General features: G+C 60.5%; 16 protein-coding genes and 1 pseudogene. 10 read left to right on the top strand and 7 right to left on the bottom strand.

Annotated features, from left to right (window positions below; genetic code table 11):
- Positions 1-20: 20 nt before the first annotated feature.
- Together zipA and G5137_RS16135 are read right to left on the bottom strand one after the other, a co-directional pair.
- Complete coding sequence (gene zipA, locus G5137_RS16140) at positions 21-1,190, bottom strand: cell division protein ZipA (protein ID WP_421255661.1); 1,170 nt, start codon at positions 1,188-1,190, stop codon at positions 21-23.
- A gap of 15 nt (positions 1,191-1,205) precedes the next feature.
- The gene (locus G5137_RS16135; RefSeq protein WP_421205217.1) at positions 1,206-4,580 is read right to left on the bottom strand and encodes an AAA family ATPase; all 3,375 of its coding nucleotides are present in this window, start codon (positions 4,578-4,580) and stop codon (positions 1,206-1,208) included.
- 214 nt (positions 4,581-4,794) lie between these two features.
- Here G5137_RS16135 and cysZ point away from each other — a divergent pair, with 214 nt between their 5' ends.
- Both cysZ and G5137_RS16125 read left to right on the top strand, forming a co-directional pair.
- Positions 4,795-5,559 (top strand): sulfate transporter CysZ, encoded by a 765-nt coding sequence (gene cysZ / locus G5137_RS16130; RefSeq protein WP_005338455.1) that lies wholly within the window; start codon positions 4,795-4,797, stop codon positions 5,557-5,559.
- A 146-nt stretch (positions 5,560-5,705) separates the two neighbouring features.
- Positions 5,706-6,320 carry a trimeric intracellular cation channel family protein gene (locus G5137_RS16125; protein ID WP_005338456.1) on the top strand — a complete coding sequence of 205 codons (615 nt, stop codon included), beginning with the start codon at positions 5,706-5,708 and terminating at the stop codon, positions 6,318-6,320.
- Positions 6,321-6,405: 85 nt separating this feature from the next.
- Here the strand turns inward: G5137_RS16125 and G5137_RS16120 are convergent, their stop codons facing one another.
- The 4 genes from G5137_RS16120 to G5137_RS16105 form a co-directional block, all read right to left on the bottom strand.
- The gene (locus tag G5137_RS16120; RefSeq protein ID WP_005338457.1) at positions 6,406-6,657 is read right to left on the bottom strand and encodes a lipoprotein; all 252 of its coding nucleotides are present in this window, start codon (positions 6,655-6,657) and stop codon (positions 6,406-6,408) included.
- Between the two features lie 47 nt (positions 6,658-6,704).
- Positions 6,705-7,250 carry a DUF882 domain-containing protein gene (locus tag G5137_RS16115; RefSeq protein WP_005338458.1) on the bottom strand — a complete coding sequence of 182 codons (546 nt, stop codon included), beginning with the start codon at positions 7,248-7,250 and terminating at the stop codon, positions 6,705-6,707.
- 164 nt (positions 7,251-7,414) lie between these two features.
- Complete coding sequence (locus tag G5137_RS16110) at positions 7,415-8,899, bottom strand: L,D-transpeptidase family protein (protein WP_421205215.1); 1,485 nt, start codon at positions 8,897-8,899, stop codon at positions 7,415-7,417.
- Positions 8,900-8,991: 92 nt separating this feature from the next.
- A complete protein-coding gene (locus G5137_RS16105) occupies positions 8,992-9,756 on the bottom strand; it encodes a substrate-binding periplasmic protein (RefSeq protein WP_374995065.1) in 765 nt (254 codons plus the stop codon).
- A gap of 316 nt (positions 9,757-10,072) precedes the next feature.
- Between G5137_RS16105 and G5137_RS16100 the strand changes: the two genes are divergently transcribed.
- The 5 genes from G5137_RS16100 to G5137_RS16080 all read left to right on the top strand — a co-directional run bounded on the left by G5137_RS16100 (position 10,073) and on the right by G5137_RS16080 (position 15,567).
- On the top strand, positions 10,073-10,618 hold the full coding sequence (locus tag G5137_RS16100; protein WP_088869915.1) for a hypothetical protein: 546 nt from the start codon (positions 10,073-10,075) through the stop codon (positions 10,616-10,618).
- Positions 10,619-10,673: 55 nt separating this feature from the next.
- Complete coding sequence (locus G5137_RS16095) at positions 10,674-11,693, top strand: glycosyltransferase family 2 protein (protein WP_058056731.1); 1,020 nt, start codon at positions 10,674-10,676, stop codon at positions 11,691-11,693.
- Positions 11,690-12,061: a GtrA family protein gene (locus G5137_RS16090; protein ID WP_005338463.1), complete on the top strand. Its 372-nt coding sequence runs from the start codon at positions 11,690-11,692 to the stop codon at positions 12,059-12,061. The genes G5137_RS16095 and G5137_RS16090 overlap by 4 nt, the downstream gene beginning before the upstream one ends.
- Complete coding sequence (locus G5137_RS16085) at positions 12,061-13,227, top strand: hypothetical protein (protein ID WP_421255660.1); 1,167 nt, start codon at positions 12,061-12,063, stop codon at positions 13,225-13,227. Before G5137_RS16090 ends, G5137_RS16085 begins: the two co-directional genes overlap by 1 nt.
- A 228-nt stretch (positions 13,228-13,455) precedes the next feature.
- A complete protein-coding gene (locus tag G5137_RS16080; protein WP_421255659.1) occupies positions 13,456-15,567 on the top strand; it encodes an alpha-amylase in 2,112 nt (703 codons plus the stop codon).
- A 75-nt stretch (positions 15,568-15,642) separates the two neighbouring features.
- Here the strand turns inward: G5137_RS16080 and G5137_RS16075 are convergent.
- A pseudogene (locus G5137_RS16075) lies at positions 15,643-16,154 on the bottom strand (glutathione S-transferase).
- A gap of 170 nt (positions 16,155-16,324) precedes the next feature.
- Here G5137_RS16075 and G5137_RS16070 point away from each other — a divergent pair.
- The 3 genes from G5137_RS16070 (at position 16,325) to G5137_RS16060 (ending at position 18,640) form a co-directional block, all read left to right on the top strand.
- On the top strand, positions 16,325-16,969 hold the full coding sequence (locus G5137_RS16070) for a response regulator (RefSeq protein ID WP_005338467.1): 645 nt from the start codon (positions 16,325-16,327) through the stop codon (positions 16,967-16,969).
- Between the two features lie 113 nt (positions 16,970-17,082).
- The gene (locus G5137_RS16065; protein WP_270904694.1) at positions 17,083-17,679 is read left to right on the top strand and encodes a TetR/AcrR family transcriptional regulator; all 597 of its coding nucleotides are present in this window, start codon (positions 17,083-17,085) and stop codon (positions 17,677-17,679) included.
- An 82-nt stretch (positions 17,680-17,761) separates the two neighbouring features.
- Positions 17,762-18,640 carry an alpha/beta hydrolase gene (locus G5137_RS16060; protein WP_270904695.1) on the top strand — a complete coding sequence of 293 codons (879 nt, stop codon included), beginning with the start codon at positions 17,762-17,764 and terminating at the stop codon, positions 18,638-18,640.
- Positions 18,641-18,664: the final 24 nt, after the last annotated feature.

Raw genomic sequence — 18,664 nt, 5'->3', positions numbered from 1 at the left:
CACTCGACCCGCATGGCGTATTAGTCGCGACTGGCCTCGTAGGCAGCCAGCTCGTGACGGTAACGGGCAATGGTCTCGTCGCTCAGCGGGCTGCGATCCATATCGGTCAGCATGGCATCGAGATCGCTGGCCAGCTGATCGGCAGCCTGCAGCATGTCCTCGAAGGCAAACGCGGCATTGCTGCGCAGCGGCAGTTGCATGAACAGGGAGACACCCGGCGTGGTGAACTGTTCCATCCGGTACGGATTGAAGGTGCCTGGCTTGACCATGTTGATCATGGAGAAGAGCACTTCACCCTTACCGTTTGGATCTTCGTGACGGTGGAAAATATCCATCTCGCCAAACTTGAAGCCCAGCGCCATCAGGGATGAGAGCAGGGTCGCACCTTGCAAGTCGTGACCCGGACGGCCCATCAGGTTGATGACATAGACATCCTGCCAGATCTTCTCGACCGGCTGGGGCGCCATGCGCGGCTCTTCAACCACAGGTGCAGGTGCCACATAGGCCGGCTCTTCATAAACAGGCTCGGGAGCCACATGACGGGGCTGCGGCTGATATTCCGGCTCGGGTGCACGCACCGGTTCGGCACGCACTGTGTCGGCGGTACGGACTGTCTCTGCACGGGCACCAAAAGTCGGGGCGGTCGCGTAAGCGGGCTCGACCAGCGGCTCGTCATCCAGCGACTGCATCATGGGCTCGCGCTGGGGACGGGAACGGTAGACCGGGGTACGACGATTGACCTGAGCAGGTTTGCGCACCGGCGCGGCGGGCGCCTCGTCGATCTCCTCGGGCAGCGGTTCGTCGAACGCTTGCTCCTCTTCATAGACAGGAGGCGGCGGAACCGGGCGGGCAGCAGGCTTGCGCACTACGGGCGGCGGCAGATCGTCCTCGTCATCTTCATCATCAAAGGCGGGGACGGCAGGGCGACGACCGAGTTCCGGCTGGCGGCTCTCTTCACTGCGCAGCTTGGGCTCGGCACGACGGCCACCACTGACCACGCGTACCTGGCCGATGCCATCGCTGTCGAAGGCGTCGTTATCACGATCCCGCGACTTGGAGTCCATCCGTCCAATCGGTTTCTCTTTGATCGGTGCCTGACGATTCTTTTTGTTGCTCCACAACCCGTGAATGAGCAATGCCGCAATAGCAATACCGCCCAGGGCAACCAAGATGTAACGCAATTCCTGCATTAGCTGCTTCTCTTTCTAGTTTTGCTCAGCCAAAGCGACGGCTTCACCGATATCGACCGACACAATGCGAGAAACCCCGGGCTCTTGCATCGTGACGCCAACCAGCTGCTCAGCCATCTCCATGGAGACCTTATTATGACTGATGTAAACGAACTGTACTGTGCTCGACATCTCTTTGACAAGAGAACAGAAGCGACCGACGTTCACTTCATCGAGCGGTGCATCCACCTCATCCAGCAGACAAAAAGGTGCTGGGTTGAGTCTGAAGATGGCAAAAACCAGCGCAAGCGCGGTTAACGCCTTCTCCCCCCCGGAAAGCAGGGCAATGGTAGCATTCTTCTTACCCGGAGGTCTCGCCATGATGCTCACTCCGGCCTCCAAAAGATCATCGGAGGTGAGCTCAAGCCAGGCACTGCCCCCACCGAACACTTTTGGAAACAGGGATTTTAAATCTTCGTTGACCTTATCGAAAGTGTCCCGGAACCGTATTTGTGTCTCTTTATCAATTCTTTTAATGGCTTGGCTCAAGGTTTCCAGCGCTTGCTCGAGATCCTGGCACTGATTTTCAAGATAGGTTGCCCGGGTTTTCGCCTCTTCGTACTCCTCCAGCGCCGCCAGGTTGATGGCGCCGAGCGCCTCCACTTGCGCCTCCAGAGTCTGGATCTCCTGCCGCAGCTTGCCACGATCAGCGGCGATCAACACCGCCTGATCGAGATCCACCAGTCGAACCCCCAGCTCTTCAAACTGCTCGTGCAGCCCCTGTCGACGGGTGAGGTTGCGTTCGCGCTCAAGGCGCAGGGTTGCCAGCTTCTCTTGCAACGTCACCAACTGCTTGTGATCGGCACTTCTGGCCTGCTCCAGCTCACCGAGCTGGCGCTCCAGCTCCGCAAGCCGTTGATGGCAGGCGAGCTGCTGCGCCTCCAGATTGCGCTGCTCGGCCAGCAGGGGCGCCAGATCCGGCACTGCCTCGCTATCCGGCCCTTTCAGCCCGGCCAGCTCCAGCCCAAGCCTCGCCAACTCCTCTTCGCCCAGGGTTATGAGTTGGCGCAGATTGCCCAACTCCAGTTGCAAACGCTGGCAGGCCGCTTGTTGCTGCTCGCGGCGCGCACGGGCCTCGTCGACCGCCCGCTCGCAGCGGGTCAGCAGCTCCTGAGCGAGCTGCAACCCTTGCTTCAGCGGCTCCCCCTGCACCTGCAACTCGGCAAGGCGTGCCTCATCGAGTTCCAGTTGTTCACGGGCGCTGGCCAGTCGCTCTGCCTCTTCGGCCTGCTCCTGATCGAGCCGGATCAGCTCTTCGCCGAGCTGACCGAGCCGCTGCAACCGCTCCTGCCGCTGACCCTGTTGCAGACTCCAGGCTTCGCGCAGTTGTTGCCATTTCTGCTCTTGCTCGCGCAAGGTTCGCTGCGACAACTCCTGCGCACTGGCAAGCTGGGCACGCCGGGCATCGGCAGCCACAAGTTGCTCGCTCAGCTGTGCCAGCCCAGCGGCAACCTTCTCCTGCTCGGTATGCAACCGCTCACGCTCACCCAGCAGCGCCATGGTGCCGAGCGCCGCGCCCTGTCCCAAATCGGCCCAGTTTGGCCCCAGCCAGTCGCCAGCAGGAGTCAGTACCGACTCACCGGCCGCAAGGCTTGGCTGGCGGATCAATGCGGCCTCCCGGCTCTCCACCAGCCAGATGGCGTTGAGGAAGGCGGGAATGTGCTCGCCGCCCAGTTGCGCCGCCAGCGTACCGGCAACCGCCGGTTGCGCCGGGCCAATCCAGAGCCCCTCTTGCATCAGATCGCACTCGTCCGCCGGCGTTGCGGTGAGCCAGCGACCCAGCACCTTGTCGAGTGCCTGTGCCCACTCGGGGGCAACCTGCAGTCGATCCGCCAGGGTCGCCCCCTCCATCTGTTCGCCGAGGATCTGATCCAGGGTCGCCAGCCGCGCCTCCAACTCCCGCTGCAGGCTCAACTGCTGGCCATGCTGCTGCTTGAGTTGTTCATGGGCGTCGACCGCCTGCGCCAGCTGCTCGGTCAGCTCGCCATTGGCCGCCCGCGTCAGCTCCAGCTCACCACTCAGGGCATCGAGGGCCGGTTGCAGATCGTCGGCCTCTGTACCGAGGGGGCCAGCGCGTTCATCTTCCAGCTTGAGGCGGGCCAGCCGGGTCTTGGCTTGCAGCTCCTGCAGGCCACCCAACCGGGTGCGAGTCTGGTTGAGCTGGCCCTGCAACCCGGCCAACTCTTGCTGCCACTGCTGCTGGCGCAGGCGGGCCTGCTCCAGCCCCTCGCTAGCCTGCTGGCGGGCCTCCTGCTGCTCGGTGAGCAACTGCTCACACTGCTCCAGCCGGGCGCTCTCCTGCTCGGCGCGCAACACCCCTTCGGTCAGTTGATCCTGCTGGCTGGCAAGCTGAGCCTTGCGGGTGGCGATCCGCTCGCCCAGCGCCTCTGCACGGGCCTGCCAGTCGCGCCCCAGTTCACTCTGGTGCAATTGCTGTTGCTCGAGACGGGCGATGGCCTGCCCGCCGAGAAAAATCTGTTGCTGACGGCTCGCCTGCTCGGCTTGCGCCTCTTGTCTGGCGACCGACAGGGTGACGTGGCGCCCCTCATCGGCGGTGCGCTTGGCATCGAGCGCCGCCAGCGCCTGCTCGGCTTGCGCCAGTTCGGTTTTGGCCTCGCCAAGGCGCGTCTCCAGCGCCCACAACTCGGAGCCAATCAGCTCGGCGCGAGCTGCGCGCGAACGACTCTTGAGCTGTTTGTAGCGCTCGGCGGTCTCGGCCTGGGCTTTGAGGTGGTCAAGGCGCGAGCCCAGCTCGCCGCGAATATCGCCGAGGCGCTCCAGGTTCTCCTGGGTGTGACGAATGCGCTGTTCGGTCTCGCGGCGCCGCTCCTTGTAGCGGGAAACCCCGGCGGCCTCTTCCATAAAGAGCTTGAGATCGGCCGGACGTGACTCCACCAGTCGGCTGACAGTGCCCTGCTCGATGATGGCGTAGCTGCGGGGGCCAAGACCGGTGCCGAGGAAGAGGTCGGTCACATCCTTGCGGCGGCACTTCTGGCCGTTGATCTGATAGTGGTTGGAGCCGTCGCGCAGCACTTCGCGGCGCACCGAGATCTCGGTAAAGCGGCCGAACTCACCGGGCACCCGGTTGTGGGGATTGTCGAACACCAGCTCGACCGAGGCGCGCCCGTGCGCACTGCGATTGATGGAGCCGTTGAAGATGACATCGGTCATGTTCTCGCCGCGCAGATGGCGGGCGGAGCTCTCCCCCAGCACCCAGCGCACCGCGTCGATGACGTTGGATTTGCCACAGCCGTTGGGGCCCACCACGGCGGTCATGTCTGCCGACAGTTCGATGCGGGTCGGCTCGACGAACGACTTGAAGCCGGCGAGTTTGATCAGTTTCAGACGCATGGCGACCTGTATCAGTGGCTAAATAATGAGGAGGCGGGCAGGCGATTTTACCAAATCCAGACCCGGCTTTGTTTGTAATATGCAGGCATCATCCCCATTCAATGCCCGATTTTCAGTCGCCACGGCACGAAATAAGGAATAGTCGGCGACTTTACCAAATCAAAGGCTTGTTTGTAATATGCTGGCAGTTCTCCCATGCATAGATGGAGCTCACATGAGCCAATCACCCCATATGGTCAAAGATTCAATCAGCGGTGCAGACTACTTTCTGCGCGGTTTTTCCCTTATTCGCCAACCGGGCATCCGCACCTTTGTGCTGATCCCCCTGCTGGTCAACTTCGTGCTGTTTGCCGGGGCCTTCTATGCCCTGCTGCTGCAACTGGACGGCCTGTTCGCCTGGCTCCATCAGCAGATCCCCGCCTGGCTCGACTGGCTGGACTATCTGCTGTGGCCCATCGCCCTCATCACCATCCTGGTGGTCTTCTCCTTTATCTTCAGCTCGGTTGCCAACTGGGTAGCAGCCCCCTTCAACGGCCTGCTGGCGGAGAAGGTGGAGCAGATCCTCACCGGCCAGCCCGCCAATGACAGCGGCATGCTGGATATCGTCAAGGATGTGCCACGTACCTTCGGCCGCGAATGGACCAAGCTGAAGTATTACCTGCCCAAGGCTATCGGTTGCCTGATCCTGTTTCTGATCCCGGTGGTGGGCCAGACCCTGGCGCCTGTGCTCTGGTTCCTGTTCAGCGCCTGGATGATGGCGATCCAGTATGTGGATTATCCGTTCGACAACCACAAGATCGACTTCATCACCATGCGTGACGCCTTGAAGCAACGCCGTGGCAAGTGCCTCAGCTTCGGCGCTTTGGTGACCCTCTTCTCCGCCATTCCGGTGGTGAACCTCTTCGTGATGCCGGTCGCCATCTGTGGCGCCACCGCCATGTGGGTCGATCACTACCGGCAGGAGCAGTTGGGGCGCTAACCCTTGAACATTGATTAGAAAAAGGCACCCGAAACGGTGCCTTTTTCACATTTAGCATGAATTAAATTAATGCATGCATTCGATAGCTTGTCCCATATGACACGAGTTGGTAGGATTCTGGCCTTTCTCGTTCCCTGGGATATCTCATGTTACATGCACTCTTCTTGGTTGGCCTGGTGGCCGAAGGGATGACCGGCGCGCTGGCCGCGGGTCGGCGACGGATGGATCTGTTTGGTGTGGTGATCATCGCCTCGGCGACGGCCATCGGTGGTGGCACCATTCGCGATGTGCTGCTGGGCCACTATCCGCTGCTCTGGATTGAACATCCGGAATACGTGCTGCTGGTTGCCGCAGCCGCGATGGCGGGTGTGGTCTCCGCCCCCCTGATGCGCTACCTCGGCAAGCTGTTCATGGCCCTTGATGCCCTGGGACTGGTGGTCTTCTCCATCTTCGGTGCGGCCCGAGCGCTGGATATGGGCCACGGCGCCGGTATTGCCTGCATCATGGCGGTAGTGACCGGGGTCTTTGGCGGGGTGCTGCGGGATCTGCTCTGCCAGCGCATTCCACTGGTATTTCGTCGCGAGCTCTATGCAGCCATTTCGCTGATCACCGCAGCCCTCTACTGTCTGGCGCTGGATCAGGGCTTGCCGACCAACTGGGCCGCGTTCGGTTCCATCGGGATCGGCTTTGTACTGCGGCTGCTGGCGGTACGCTTCAAGTGGGGTCTGCCCACCTTCAACTACCAGTACGCGACCCACTGAGTACGCCAGCTTCTGGCGAGGCGGGTTGGATTGCGAGCAACAAAAAAGCGCCCGAGCGGCGCTTTTTTCATGGACGGTCTGCGACTCAGTTAATCCCTTCCGAGCTGAAGAAGGTCGCCTTGTCGGCGATAAAGCGGATCTTGATGTTCTTCCCTTCCCCGCCCCAGAGGCAGCTGGTAGTGCCCAAGGCATCATCACAACGCTCCGCCTTGCCCAGAATGGTGCTGGCCTCGGCGTAACTCATCCCCATCTTCAACTGGTCGTAATTTTCACGGTTGAGCTTGCTGCAACCGGTCAACAACAGGGCGATCAGGCCGCCAATCACTATCTTTTTCATCGCTATCTCCTCTCTGGTGGGAAGAGCTTGGCAGCTTGCCAACCCCTTTACCAGCTGCGCACCGGGCCGGTATCGAGGTGAACGAAGTTATCACGGGGATAGTAACCGACCCCACCCACCTTGAGCTGGAGCGCCGCCTTGCGCAGATGGGCCAGCTGTACGCCGGGGATCCGCACATCCACCGCCTGCCCCAGGGTGTGGTAGCTGTGCTTGGCCACGCCGCGGCTCTTGTGGCGCTTCTGACGATTGGTCGCCGGGGCGCGATAGCCGGAGATCAGCTGGATTTCGCTGCGCCGACCCAGCTTGTGCTGCAACAGAAACAGTTGATCAAAAAGTTTCTTGTCGATGTTGAACACTTCATTGCGCCGGTAATCACGGAAGATGTGGTTGAGCTCGGCCAACCCGTCGCTCAGATAGTGGCCATTTTCCCAATAGCTGGCGCGCACCCGCTCGCCGGTATTGAGATTGAAGAAACTGAGTTCACGCCCGGTGGTACTGCGGCTGGCCAGTGCAGGGAAGGAGATCAGCGAGCTGCCCAGCAGGCAACCGGCTCCCAGCAACAGGCGACGTCGACTTATCTCTTGTTCCAGCATAAGGGGTTCGTCCATCGCAGATTCAAGCGAAAATAGTTGAATAAGATCACTGACTGAATGTGATACAGGCGCTTGAAACTACCCTCCGGCAGGGGGCCCTGTCAAACCTCAATCGCCCATAGAAAAGCCCGGCACAGGCCGGGCTTTTCACTCTGTGGCAGGGATCACAGCAGGCGGCTCTGGAAGCTGACCCGATCAAATCCGTAGATATCGTTGCGCAGTTGCTGGCGACCATTTTCGTCGATCCAGCTGCTCCAGTAGACGGTAAAGACCGGGATCGGCGTGGTGAGCGGCAACCATTTGGTCTGGCTCTCCTTGAGGATATTGGCCACCTTGTCCGGCTGATAGCGGGAATCGGCCAGCAAAAGCTCGGCCAGATCGTCGGCATGCTCCACCCGGATACAGCCCGAACTGAAGGCGCGCGCCCCCTGCTCGAACAGCGCCTTGCGCGGAGTGGAGTGCAGATAGATGGCATCATTGTTGGGCAGGTAGAACTTGTAGCGCCCCAGGGCATTGTGATCCCCCGGCTTTTGCCGCAGGCGATAGGGGAAACCGGCGGCCAGCGCCTGATGCCACCCCTCTTCGGTGAACTGCACCGGATTGCCCTCACTGTCGATCACCTCGAACTGCTCGCGACTCAAGTACGCGGGATCCCGACCCAGCTTGGGCAGGATGTCCTTGCTCAGGATGGAGCGCGGCACATGCCAGGAGGGGTTGAGCACGATGGAGCGAATTTCGCTGGCGAGGATGGGCGTGGCACGCTGCTCCTTGCCGACGATAACCCGGCTGGTAAACACCTCGTTGCCGGACTCCACCACACTCAGGCGGTAGTCGGGAATATTGACCAACACATAGCGGCCACCGGCGAGTTGATCCACCAGATCGCGACGCCACAGGTTACGCAGCAGCAAGCTGGCGCGCACTTGCGGGCCGGTATTGAGCCAGGAGCGGGTCTGACGACCGATAATGCCATCCGCGGTGAGACCGTGACGACGCTGGAACTGTTTGATGGCCTGCTCGGTATCACCATCGTAAATCTGATCACCATGGCTCGGGGCGCTGTCGCCCAGCTCGTTGAGCATGGCGCGGATCTGGCCAAGCTCGGCGGAGCTCTCTCCGGCACGCAGGGTCGGCATATCGAGGGTCGGCCACTTGCTGGCCATCGGCATCGCCAGCAGTTTGTGCACTTTGGCTCGCACCGCCTCGTATTCCGCCACCTGGGGGCGCAGGGATTTCACCTGGGTGAGCAGGTCATCATCGCTGGGTTGGGTCACCACAGGGCGGTTCAAATCGAGCTTGAGGGTCTTCATCTGCTCGCGAGAGACCAGATCCATCCCCCGCCAGGCGTGCTGGAAACGGCTCAGCTTGGTAAAAATGTCGTCATAGATGGCACCACGCTTGTCTGCATGGGTGGCCTGCAGACGCTTCCACAGCGTGAAAAAATCGGGATGCAGCTGGGCAAGCACAGCCTCTTGCAACTGCTGCTCCAGCTCGACACGGGCCTGTTCGGCCTGACTGCCCTGATACCAGTCGTGTCCGGTTTCACTGGCCGCCACCACAACTTGTGCTTCGGTCGCATGTACCGCGCCAGCGGGCAAACATCCCAGCCACACCAGATTGGCAAGGGCCAGCCAATACTTCATCCCCATGGGTACCTCAAAACGGTTTGTTCACTCTGTCGGGCCTGACAAGCAGACCCGATACTCAGGCCGCTCATGATGCGTGAACGGCCAATACTTTGCTAGCGCCCGGGGGCATAACGCTGCCAGATAATGTCATACGCATCTGTCTCCTTGAACCGCGCCAACGCCTGATTAAATTGTTGCAAGAACTGCGGCGAAAAGCTGCGCTTGCCCAACATAAAGAAGCTTGGCGATTCAGATACCACCATGGGGTGACTGGTGAACAGACCGCTCATCCCCTCCTTGTTAAGGGCGCTGGGGGTAGCCAGCATGTCACCGAGGAAACCGTCGATCCGACCGCGGGCCAGCTTCTCAAAATTTTGCTGGTCGCTCACCGCACTCACCTGTTTGGCATAGCGAGCGAGCAGCGACATCACTTCCTCACCATAGAAGTACTCTTTGGTGACGCCGAGGGAGTAACCACTGGCCAGCCAGCTCGCCAGATCCTGCTCGGGATAGTGGCTGCCCTTGCGGATCCACAGCAAAGTGCGCCCCGGGTTGTAGGAGTCGGAAAACCAGGCATAACGGGCGCGTTCATCATTGATATTCGCCTCCATCGCCATGTCTATCTCGCCATGCTCCATTTCGTGCAGTACCCGCTTCCAGGGCAGCTCCACATAATGGACCTTGCAGTGCATGGAAGTGAGCACAGCCGTCAGCACCTCGGCGGCATAACCGCGCACCTCTTGCGGTGAATCGGCTTCGTAATAATGGTAGGGGGGCCAGTTATCGTAACCGACCTGAATGGGCTCGGGACACAGGGCCTTGGCCAATGCCATTGGCGCCCATAATCCAAGCAACAGACAGCAAGAGATCCACTTCATATGTCATCCTTGACGAATAAGTGAGTCATCATAAATCGCCCCCTGCAAAATGGCGATAGAGGCCAGATGACTATCGCATCCGCTAGAAAATGACGCAGCAAAGCACGTCTATTTGCCAATTGCTCCGCCGGAGCGCCACTGGCAACCTGCACCCCGCGAGACCTGTTTAACCGGGAAACAGCAACGTTTGGAACAGGGGTAAAAAGGGGTTAATATGTGACCAAATATTTTTTTGTGATCCACTATGCTTTTTTTGCAATTGGATTAGCATATGCGCGACATCGGCCTACCCATTCTGTCAGGCATAGAGAGTGATATGACGTACAAAAAGTTCGGTTTTTTGACTGCCATTCTGGCGTTAAGCGGTTTTTATCTTTACACCCTCTATCTGGCTGCTCACCCCAACGTGAGCCTGGCCTACAAACTCTATTATCTGGAAGGCAAGACCCGCTTCTGGGAACACAACTCCAGCATGACCTATCAGCCGGGTAACGAGCTCAATCTGACCAAGCCGAGCCGCTTCCTCTCCAGCGAAGGCTGGGCCAAGAAGCCGAGCGATGACGGTACCCTGCTCAGCGGTCAGGGCGGTCTCTACTTTGTGCTGCCCAAGCAGGCGGCCAATCCGGATCAGCTTACCGTACAGGCTCGCATCAACAGCCCGGAAGCCGGCGCTCTGTTGAAAGTGGCGCTGGGTCACGACTTCACCACCACGGTGAAACTGGCCAAAGCGGGCATCAACGAAATCCGCCTCAGTCTGCCCGGTGACTCGCTCACGGCAGATCCCAAGCGCCCCAATTTTCTGGCGCTCTCGGCACCTACTCCCATCAATGTGCAGTCGGTACGTTTGACCGTAGCCCAGTGATCCTTGCCCCGAATACCATTTTATAAAAACAACTATCCCAAATAAGGACGTTCTTATGTCGCATCCAGATTTTCGACTCTCTCTGGTCGTTCCCGTTTACAACGAGGAAGAGAGCATCGATGCCTTCATCAACGCGATAGACAACGAACTGGCCCCGCTGAAAGACCAGCTTGAAATTGTATTCGTTAACGATGGCAGCCGTGACCGCACCCGTGAAGTGGTCGAGCAGGCCATCGCCCGTGACCCGCGCGTGACCCTGGTCAACCTGGCACGCAACTTCGGTAAAGAAGCGGCCCTGACCGCCGGTCTGCATCAGGCCAAAGGGGATGCCATCGTGCCGATGGACGTGGATCTGCAAGACCCGCCCGCCCTGATCCTGGAGTTCGTCAAACTGTGGCAGACCGGTGACTATGACACCGTCTACGGCATCCGCGTCGATCGCAGCGCCGATACCCCGATGAAGCGCCTGACTGCCGGTGGCTTCTACCGCTTCTTCAACGCCCTCTCCACCAGCACCAAGCTGCCGGAGAACGCCGGTGACTTCCGCCTGATCGACCGTCGCGTGGTCGAGGCGATCAAGCTGCTGCCCGAGCGCAACCGCTTTATGAAGGGGCTGTTTGCCTGGGCCGGTTTCCGTGCCGTTGGCGTCCCCTACGAGCGCCCGGCCCGTCACGCCGGTGAAACCAAGTTCAACTACTGGAAACTGTGGAACTTCGCCCTCGACGGTCTGCTCAGCTTCTCCAGCTGGCCGCTGCGGGTCTGGAGCTATGTGGGTGTCAGCGTCTCGCTGGTGGCCTTCCTCTATATCCTGAAAATCATCACCCAGGTGATCTTCTTCGGCATCGACGTACCCGGTTACGCCTCCCTGATGTCCGTAGTGCTGTTCCTCGGCGGTATCCAGCTGTTGTCGCTCGGCATCATCGGCGAGTACATCGGCCGCATGTTCGTGGAAGTGAAACAGCGCCCGGTCTACCTCATTGAAGGGGTCTATGGCCAGTATGCCAAGCAGGATGCGGCCAAACCGCAGAGCGCTGACAGCAACCCGCAAGAGCAGCAGGAGCAAGCGCCTCAATGATCTCCCGCGAGGAATTCTGGCGGCTGGTACGTTTCGGTTTTGTCGGCGGGGGGGCTACCCTCGTCGACCTTGGCACCTCCATCGCACTGTTTCATACCTGGCCCACCATCTCGGAGCACCTGGTTACCACGCTGGCTTTTGCCATCGCATTCTGGTTCTCCTTCTTTGGTCACCGCTACATCACCTTCCAGAAGCAGGGAGCCGCCAGCAAGTTTCTGCTGGTTGCCCTCTTCTCGCTGGCGGTGCGTAACCTGATCCTGAGCGGCCTGCTGTTTGCGGGGCTCTCCGGTCTGCTGCCGGTGGTCATCGCCACCCTGACCGTTACCGTCCTCACTTACGTTCTCTCTCGCGTCTGGGTTTTTGCCTGATGAATGATATGACCAATACTGTCCCGCTAACCGGGGCTGCACTCCCCTATCGCCCGTCACTGCGCATCAGCGGTCGTGACTGGCTGATGATCATCGCCGCCTTCATGCTGAGCCGGGTGGCGCTGTATGGCATGGGCTACTTCGGTGTCCAGCTCTATGGCTCCCCCGACATCGGCCCGCTGCAGGCCTATTGCCAGTTCGACTGCGTCTGGTTCCAGCGCATCATCGAAAATGGCTACGATCTCTACCCGCGCTGGCTGAGCAAGGGCAATGCGGCAAACTGGGCCTTTATGCCGCTCTATCCGATGGTCTCCGGTGCCATCTCCAACCTGTTCAATGTCGAGAGCCTGATCGGCCTCATCATTGTTACCAATATCTCCTTCTTCGCCAGCATGCCACTGATGCTGCTGGTGTTGCGGCAGCTCAAGCTGGGTGACGATACCGCCCGCTTCGGCGTCTGGCTGCTCGCCTTCTCCCCCTTCTCCGCCTACTTCGTCTCCGGTTATACCGAGTCGACCTTTATGGCGCTGATGCTGGGGATGTTCCTGTTCGCCTATCGGGAGCAGTGGTTGATGGTGGCCGTGCTGGGGGTCTGTATCTCCGCCACCCGCAACCTGGGGGTGATGATGGTCTTCCCGGTGCTGATCCTGGCGCTGCAGGCCTACGGCTGGCAGGAATTTTTCCGCTTTACCGAGCGAGCCTTCAAGGTGGTCTTCACCCTCTGGATGATCCCGTTTGGCCTGTTTGCCTACATGGTCTACCTCTATCACCTGACCGGCGATGCCTTCGCCTTCAAGCACATTCAGGTGGCCTGGGGTCGCTACATGGACAGCCCGCTGGACTGGTGGCTGAGCGGTTTCGAGCTGGGCGGCCGCAAGGCTTACCTCTCCATCATGGTGATCTTCGGCTGGTGCCTGAACGGTTACCTGTTCAGCCAGAAGCGCTGGGCCGAAGCGACCCTGATGTTCATCTGCTGCACCATCCCGCTGATGACCGGCCTCAACGCCATGCCGCGCTACATGTTCGGGCTCTACCCGACCCTGCTGGCCATCATTCTGCTGACCCATCGCTGGCCCGCCATCCGCCCTGCTGTGCTCTGCATTAGCGGCATGGTTGCCTCCTTCATCGCGGTGGCCTTCGTCAACTTCAAGTTCTTCACCGTCTGATGTGACGACGATGCCTGATACACCAAATGCCGGTCACCTGACCGGCATTTTTTTATGGCCGCTATTTTATCGACAGAGCCTCCCATCTCCTCTCCGTCACACTTTCCTCGGCTTGAAAACGTAACCATTTGAACTGAAGTCACAAATCGGCATTTTGCCGATCCAAGGCGCGCTTTGCTGCTCCTAGAATGGGCCATTGTCCGAACTGCCCTGCTCAAGGAATGGCTTATGCGTCGTGCTCATCACTTATCCCCTCTCTGGCTTGCCCTGCTGGCCGCCCCTCTGTTCATCCAACAGGCGATGGCCGCCCCCGAGGTTCGCCTCTATGTGGATGGTCAACCGGTGGCGACCCCGATCGTGCTGGACAAGGGCACGGTGGAGCTGACCCATCCCCTTGCTAAGGGGAGCCACCAGATCCGCATCAGCGACGCAGACAATAGTTGCGGTACCAGCTTTGGCCCGAGCGAGAGCAAGCCGCTCCCCTTCGGCACCGCCCAGCCCATGGACAAATGCAGCAAGGATCAGAGCTTTACCCTTCGGGTGATGCTGGCCGGGGAGTATCAGTTCACCTTCAACCCGGATACCCCCAGCCTCAAGGTGCTGCGGGCGACCAAGAAGAGCGAGTTCAAACGCCAGCCACCACAAGAGCCCTGCATCAGCTGGGATGGCGGCCCGGTCACGGTATCGCTCAAAGGGGTCTGGCCCGACGGCACCCGACTGAGGGATGCCTACTCGAAACAGGAGGCGGTGGTCAAACAGGGCAAACTGACCCTGACCCCGAGTAAAGAGAGCGGCGGCCTGCTGCTGCTCGAGCCGGTCAAGGCAGCCAAGCCAGCACCGTTCAGCTGGGATCAGGCGAGCGTCTATTTCCTGCTGACCGATCGCTTCCACAACGGCGACCCTGCCAACGACCACAGCTTCGGCCGCCAGAAGGATGGTCAGGACGAGGTGGCCACCTGGCACGGCGGCGACTTCAAGGGGCTGACCGAGAAGCTCGACTACATCAAGAGCCTCGGCATGAACGCCATCTGGATCACCCCCATGGTGGAGCAGGTGCACGGCTTTATCGGCGGTGGCGAGCAGGGCAACTTCCCTTTCTACGCCTACCACGGATATTGGGCGCTCGACTTCACCAAGATTGACCCCAACTACGGCGATGAAGAGAGCCTGAAAACCCTGGTGGACGAGGCCCACAAGCGCGGCATGCGGATCATCCTCGACGTGGTGATGAACCACGCCGGTTACGCTACCCTCGCCGACTTGCAGGATTTGGGGCTCACCGATCTCACACAGAACACAGACAAGCTGCCGACCGTCTGGAACCAGTGGCGCCCGAGCGGCGGTCTCAACTGGCATGGCTACAACCAGTTCATCGACTATCAATCACCCGCGTGGCACAAGTGGTGGAGTGGTGACTGGGTGCGCGCCGGTCTGCCCGGCTACCCGCAGCCCGGCACCGACGATGTCACCGGCTCGGTGGCGGGGCTGCCGGACTTTCTCACCGAATCGACCAAACCGGTAGGGCTGCCGCCGTTGCTGGCCGCGAAAAAAGATACCCTCGCCAAGGCGCTGCCCGACGCGACCGTGAGCGACTACCTGATCGCCTGGCACACCGACTGGGTACGCCGCTTTGGCATCGACGGCTTCCGCGCCGACACTGTCAAGCATCTGGAGCCCGAGGTGTGGGCCAAGCTCAAGCAGGCGGGCACCGCTGCACTCAAGGAGTGGAAGACCAACAACCCGAGCAAGGCCCTCGACGATCTGCCCTTCTACATGGTGGGCGAGGTGTGGGATCACGGGGTGGCCAAGGATTTCTGGTATCAGAACGGTTTCGATTCCCTGATCAACTTCGACTATCAGCGCGAGTTCGCCCTGCCCCAGGCCCAGTGCATGGCCAGCGCCGAGCCCACCTATGCCAGCTACGCCAGCCGCATCAATCAGGATCCCGAGTTCAACGTGTTGAGCTACATCAGCTCCCACGACACCAAGCTGTTCTTTGGCGACTATCAGGATGTGCCGCTACAGCGCCGGGTCGCCAACAGCTTTATGCTGCTGCCAGGCGGCATCCAGCTCTACTACGGCGACGAGTCCGGCCGAGGGCTGGCCAAGGATGGCGGTGTGTTCGATCAGGCGCTGCGCTCGGACATGAACTGGCAGGAGCTGGCCAGCGGAGACAAGGCTGAGCTGGTCAAGCACTGGCAGCAACTGGGCCAATTCCGCGCCGCCCATCCGGCCATTGCGGCAGGCAGCCACCAGAAACTCTCGGATGCTCCCTACGCCTTCGTGCGGGAGAAGGGGGATGACAAGGTAGTGGTGGTCTTTGCCGGTCGGCAGAAGTAACCCTTGAGCCACATTGACCAGCAACAGAGAGGGGAGCCAGTGGCTCCCCTCTCTCGTTTATCTATCTGCCACGGTTCACTGTGGCTGGCGCGCCGCCGGCCACTGCAACCGCGCCTTGACCAACATCTCTTGCCACAGAGGCCAAGAGAGCAGCGCCTGCTGATAGGCTCCGGCCTGACCGGGCAACAGGATGCCGTAGCTGGCCAGCCGATAGGCCATCACCGCATAGAAGGCATCGACAATGCCCGCCTCGCCAAAGTAGAAGGGGCCCCGCGCCTGCGACCAGATCTCCTGCAAACGGGCCAGCTCACCGACCACCTCCACCGGGGGATCGATACGGGTTGGCGCCCCAAGAAAGAAGGGGAACAGAGAACGGATCTGCCGAAATCCGGCGTGCAACTCGGCACAAAGACTGCGAGCCAGGGCACCAGACCGGCTGGTGCCAGCCGCTTGAGCCGCGCCAGCGACTTGGCATCCTCCAGATCGAACACCTGCTCCTGCCACGTCAGCCCGCTCATGGCGAGCACCAGTGCCGCCCGCATCGCCCAGGTGGAGCCGGTGCCCACCGCCAATACCAAGGATCCCATCTGTTGCCTCCTGCATGAGTTGCCTGCGACCGGCCGATCTGCCCTGATGGCAAAACATCCGATGGTCGCTTCACATTTGCGCACCGGCGGGTTTGACCCTCTTGGTGAGCGATGCTAGTTTGATTTTTCAAAACAATCAGTTAGCAACAATGTGAGCCATTAACCGAAATATGGACAGCCAATTTACCATCGTCATCGCAGATGACCACCCCCTGTTTCGGGGCGCCCTTTACCAAGCGGTGCACATGGCCATCAACGACGCTCAATTGCTGGAAGCGGACTCCATCGATAGCCTGACCAGCCTGCTCGGCGAGCACCCCGAAGTTGACCTGTTGCTGCTCGACCTCAAGATGCCGGGAGCCAATGGCTTCGAGGGGCTGGCCCACCTGCGCGGCCAGTATCCCGACCTGCCCATCGTGGTGGTCTCCGCCTCGGAAGATGCGGCCATCATCCAGCAGGTATTGCGGCTCGGGGCGCTCGGCTTCATTCCCAAATCGGTACCGATGAAGGAGCTGGTCAATGCCCTCAATACGGTGATCGGGGGGGATAACTGGGTGCCGGAAGGCATCTCGCTCCATCCCGAATCGGAAGATGGCCCCGATTTCGCCAGCAAGCTGGCCAGCCTCACCCCCCAGCAGTACAAGGTGCTGATCATGCTGCGCGATGGCAGCCTGAACAAACAGATCGCCTGGGAGCTCAACGTCTCTGAAGCCACCATCAAGGCCCATATCACCGCCATCTTCAGAAAACTGGGCGTCAAGAACCGCACTCAGGCGGTTATCGCCCTGCAACAGCTCGATATCAAGGAGAGCTGAGCCCCGAACGCGGCGACACGCGCGAGACGACATAGCCAGCCATGCTGGCTATTTGTTGCTCGACAATTAGCACGATCGTACTTTATGCTGCCAGCGCCAACGAGGAGAGAGTGATGAGCAAAGGTCGCCTGACCCGGGACAACATTTTGCAGACAGCCTTTGAGCAGGCGAGCCAGCAAGGGCTGGAGAGCCTGACCATCGGCTCGCTGGCCAGCGCCTGCGAGATGTCGAAAAGCGGCCTGTTTGCCCACTTTCAATCCCGAGACAATCTGCAGATCGCCGTGCTGGAGTACGCCGCCGAGGTGTTCCGGCTGCGGGTGATCCAGCCGGTACGCCAGCAGGAGCACCAGAGCCAGCACGACAAGCTGATCGCCCTGCTGCGTGCCTGGCAGGCTTGGAACCACTGCTTCGCCGGACGCTGCATGTTCCTCGACGCCTGGACCTCGGTGCAGGATGGCCATGAGCAAAAGAGCCAGGTGCAGCAAGCCGCCCGGCAACTGGTGCGCTTCTGGCTCGACTATCTGGCCCGTCAGGTGGTGCAGGGTCAGGCCGCAGGCGAGTGGCGACGCGAGATGGATCCCTGGCGCGCCGTTTATCGCCTCTATGGCCTCTATCTGGCGGATCAGGTGTTCAACGACCTCGAACTGTGTCAGGATCCGGCTCGCCACTTCTGGCCCGAAGTGGATGCTCTGCTCGCCAGCTGGCGCTGATGTTTTAGCATCCGTTCAACACGACTTTTTAAAAACCGACAAAAAAGCACGACCGTTCGCACATAAAAACCACAGGATGACCATGAGCAGCAAGATCTACTTCAACACCCGCCGCTTCAGCCCGAGCAAATGGCTGCTGGGGATCGGCACCCGGTTGCACCACAGACTCGCCCCCACCCATGCCAAGCGCACCGCCAGCAAGTTGCTGCTCACCCCCCAGCGCAACCAGCGCGGTGGCCACGAACCAGCCGGTCTGGTGAAGCAGGCCGTCCATACCAGCGAAGGGGTATTGATGAGCTATCGGCTCGGTCAGGGGCCGCTGTGGCTGCTGATGCACGGCTGGTCCGGCAGCGCCAGCCAGTTCTATCCGCTGATGAGCCATATCGCCGCGCAGGGTTTCACCGCAATTGCCTACGATCATCCGGCCCACGGCCAGAGCGCGGGCAACACTGGTCACCTGCCCCGTTTCGTGCGCGCCTTCGACGAGCTGGCGACCAAGCTGGCCAGCGAAGCAGGCCCGCTGCACGGGGTCATCGCCCACAGCATGGGAGGCGCCGTCACCCTCTCCAGCCGTCAGCCGGGTATCGATACCCTGCCGCTGCTGTTGATTTCGCCGGTGCTCGACTATGTGCCCCAGCTCTACGGCATGGTGGCGCGCTCCGGCTACTCCATCCGGTTGTTCGATGCGGTGGTCAAGGAAATTGAGCAAGAGTACCAGCACCCCTTGAGCACGGTCGATCCGCTGGGTCGCCTCGCCAGTCGCAGCGGTGCGGCAATGATCGTGCATGACGAGGAGGACAGATTCGCCCCCCATAGCGACTCCTTGCGGGCCAGTCAGGATGGTCATACCCGGCTGGTGAGCACCCGGGGTCTGGGCCACGGTCGCATCCTCGCCAGCGCCCCGGTATTCGCCGCCTTCGATCAGCTGGCGCGGCCGGAAAATCCTCACCGCGCCCTTTGACATGGGGCCATGAAAAAACGGGCG

This window comes from Aeromonas sp. 600282 (assembly GCF_049175755.1).
GTDB classification, from domain to species: Bacteria; Pseudomonadota; Gammaproteobacteria; order Enterobacterales; family Aeromonadaceae; genus Aeromonas; species Aeromonas veronii_A.
Note: the sequence above shows the minus strand (reverse complement) of the source record. Positions and strands in the feature narration are given on the sequence as shown.

Coding starts and splice junctions, on each gene's coding strand:
- zipA (WP_421255661.1), bottom strand. CDS start 1,190: ATGCAGGAATTGCGTTACATCTTGGTTGCCCTGGGCGGTATTGCTATT.
- G5137_RS16135 (WP_421205217.1), bottom strand. CDS start 4,580: ATGCGTCTGAAACTGATCAAACTCGCCGGCTTCAAGTCGTTCGTCGAG.
- cysZ (WP_005338455.1), top strand. CDS start 4,795: ATGAGCCAATCACCCCATATGGTCAAAGATTCAATCAGCGGTGCAGAC.
- G5137_RS16125 (WP_005338456.1), top strand. CDS start 5,706: ATGTTACATGCACTCTTCTTGGTTGGCCTGGTGGCCGAAGGGATGACC.
- G5137_RS16120 (WP_005338457.1), bottom strand. CDS start 6,657: ATGAAAAAGATAGTGATTGGCGGCCTGATCGCCCTGTTGTTGACCGGT.
- G5137_RS16115 (WP_005338458.1), bottom strand. CDS start 7,250: ATGCTGGAACAAGAGATAAGTCGACGTCGCCTGTTGCTGGGAGCCGGT.
- G5137_RS16110 (WP_421205215.1), bottom strand. CDS start 8,899: ATGGGGATGAAGTATTGGCTGGCCCTTGCCAATCTGGTGTGGCTGGGA.
- G5137_RS16105 (WP_374995065.1), bottom strand. CDS start 9,756: ATGAAGTGGATCTCTTGCTGTCTGTTGCTTGGATTATGGGCGCCAATG.
- G5137_RS16100 (WP_088869915.1), top strand. CDS start 10,073: ATGACGTACAAAAAGTTCGGTTTTTTGACTGCCATTCTGGCGTTAAGC.
- G5137_RS16095 (WP_058056731.1), top strand. CDS start 10,674: ATGTCGCATCCAGATTTTCGACTCTCTCTGGTCGTTCCCGTTTACAAC.
- G5137_RS16090 (WP_005338463.1), top strand. CDS start 11,690: ATGATCTCCCGCGAGGAATTCTGGCGGCTGGTACGTTTCGGTTTTGTC.
- G5137_RS16085 (WP_421255660.1), top strand. CDS start 12,061: ATGAATGATATGACCAATACTGTCCCGCTAACCGGGGCTGCACTCCCC.
- G5137_RS16080 (WP_421255659.1), top strand. CDS start 13,456: ATGCGTCGTGCTCATCACTTATCCCCTCTCTGGCTTGCCCTGCTGGCC.
- G5137_RS16070 (WP_005338467.1), top strand. CDS start 16,325: ATGGACAGCCAATTTACCATCGTCATCGCAGATGACCACCCCCTGTTT.
- G5137_RS16065 (WP_270904694.1), top strand. CDS start 17,083: ATGAGCAAAGGTCGCCTGACCCGGGACAACATTTTGCAGACAGCCTTT.
- G5137_RS16060 (WP_270904695.1), top strand. CDS start 17,762: ATGAGCAGCAAGATCTACTTCAACACCCGCCGCTTCAGCCCGAGCAAA.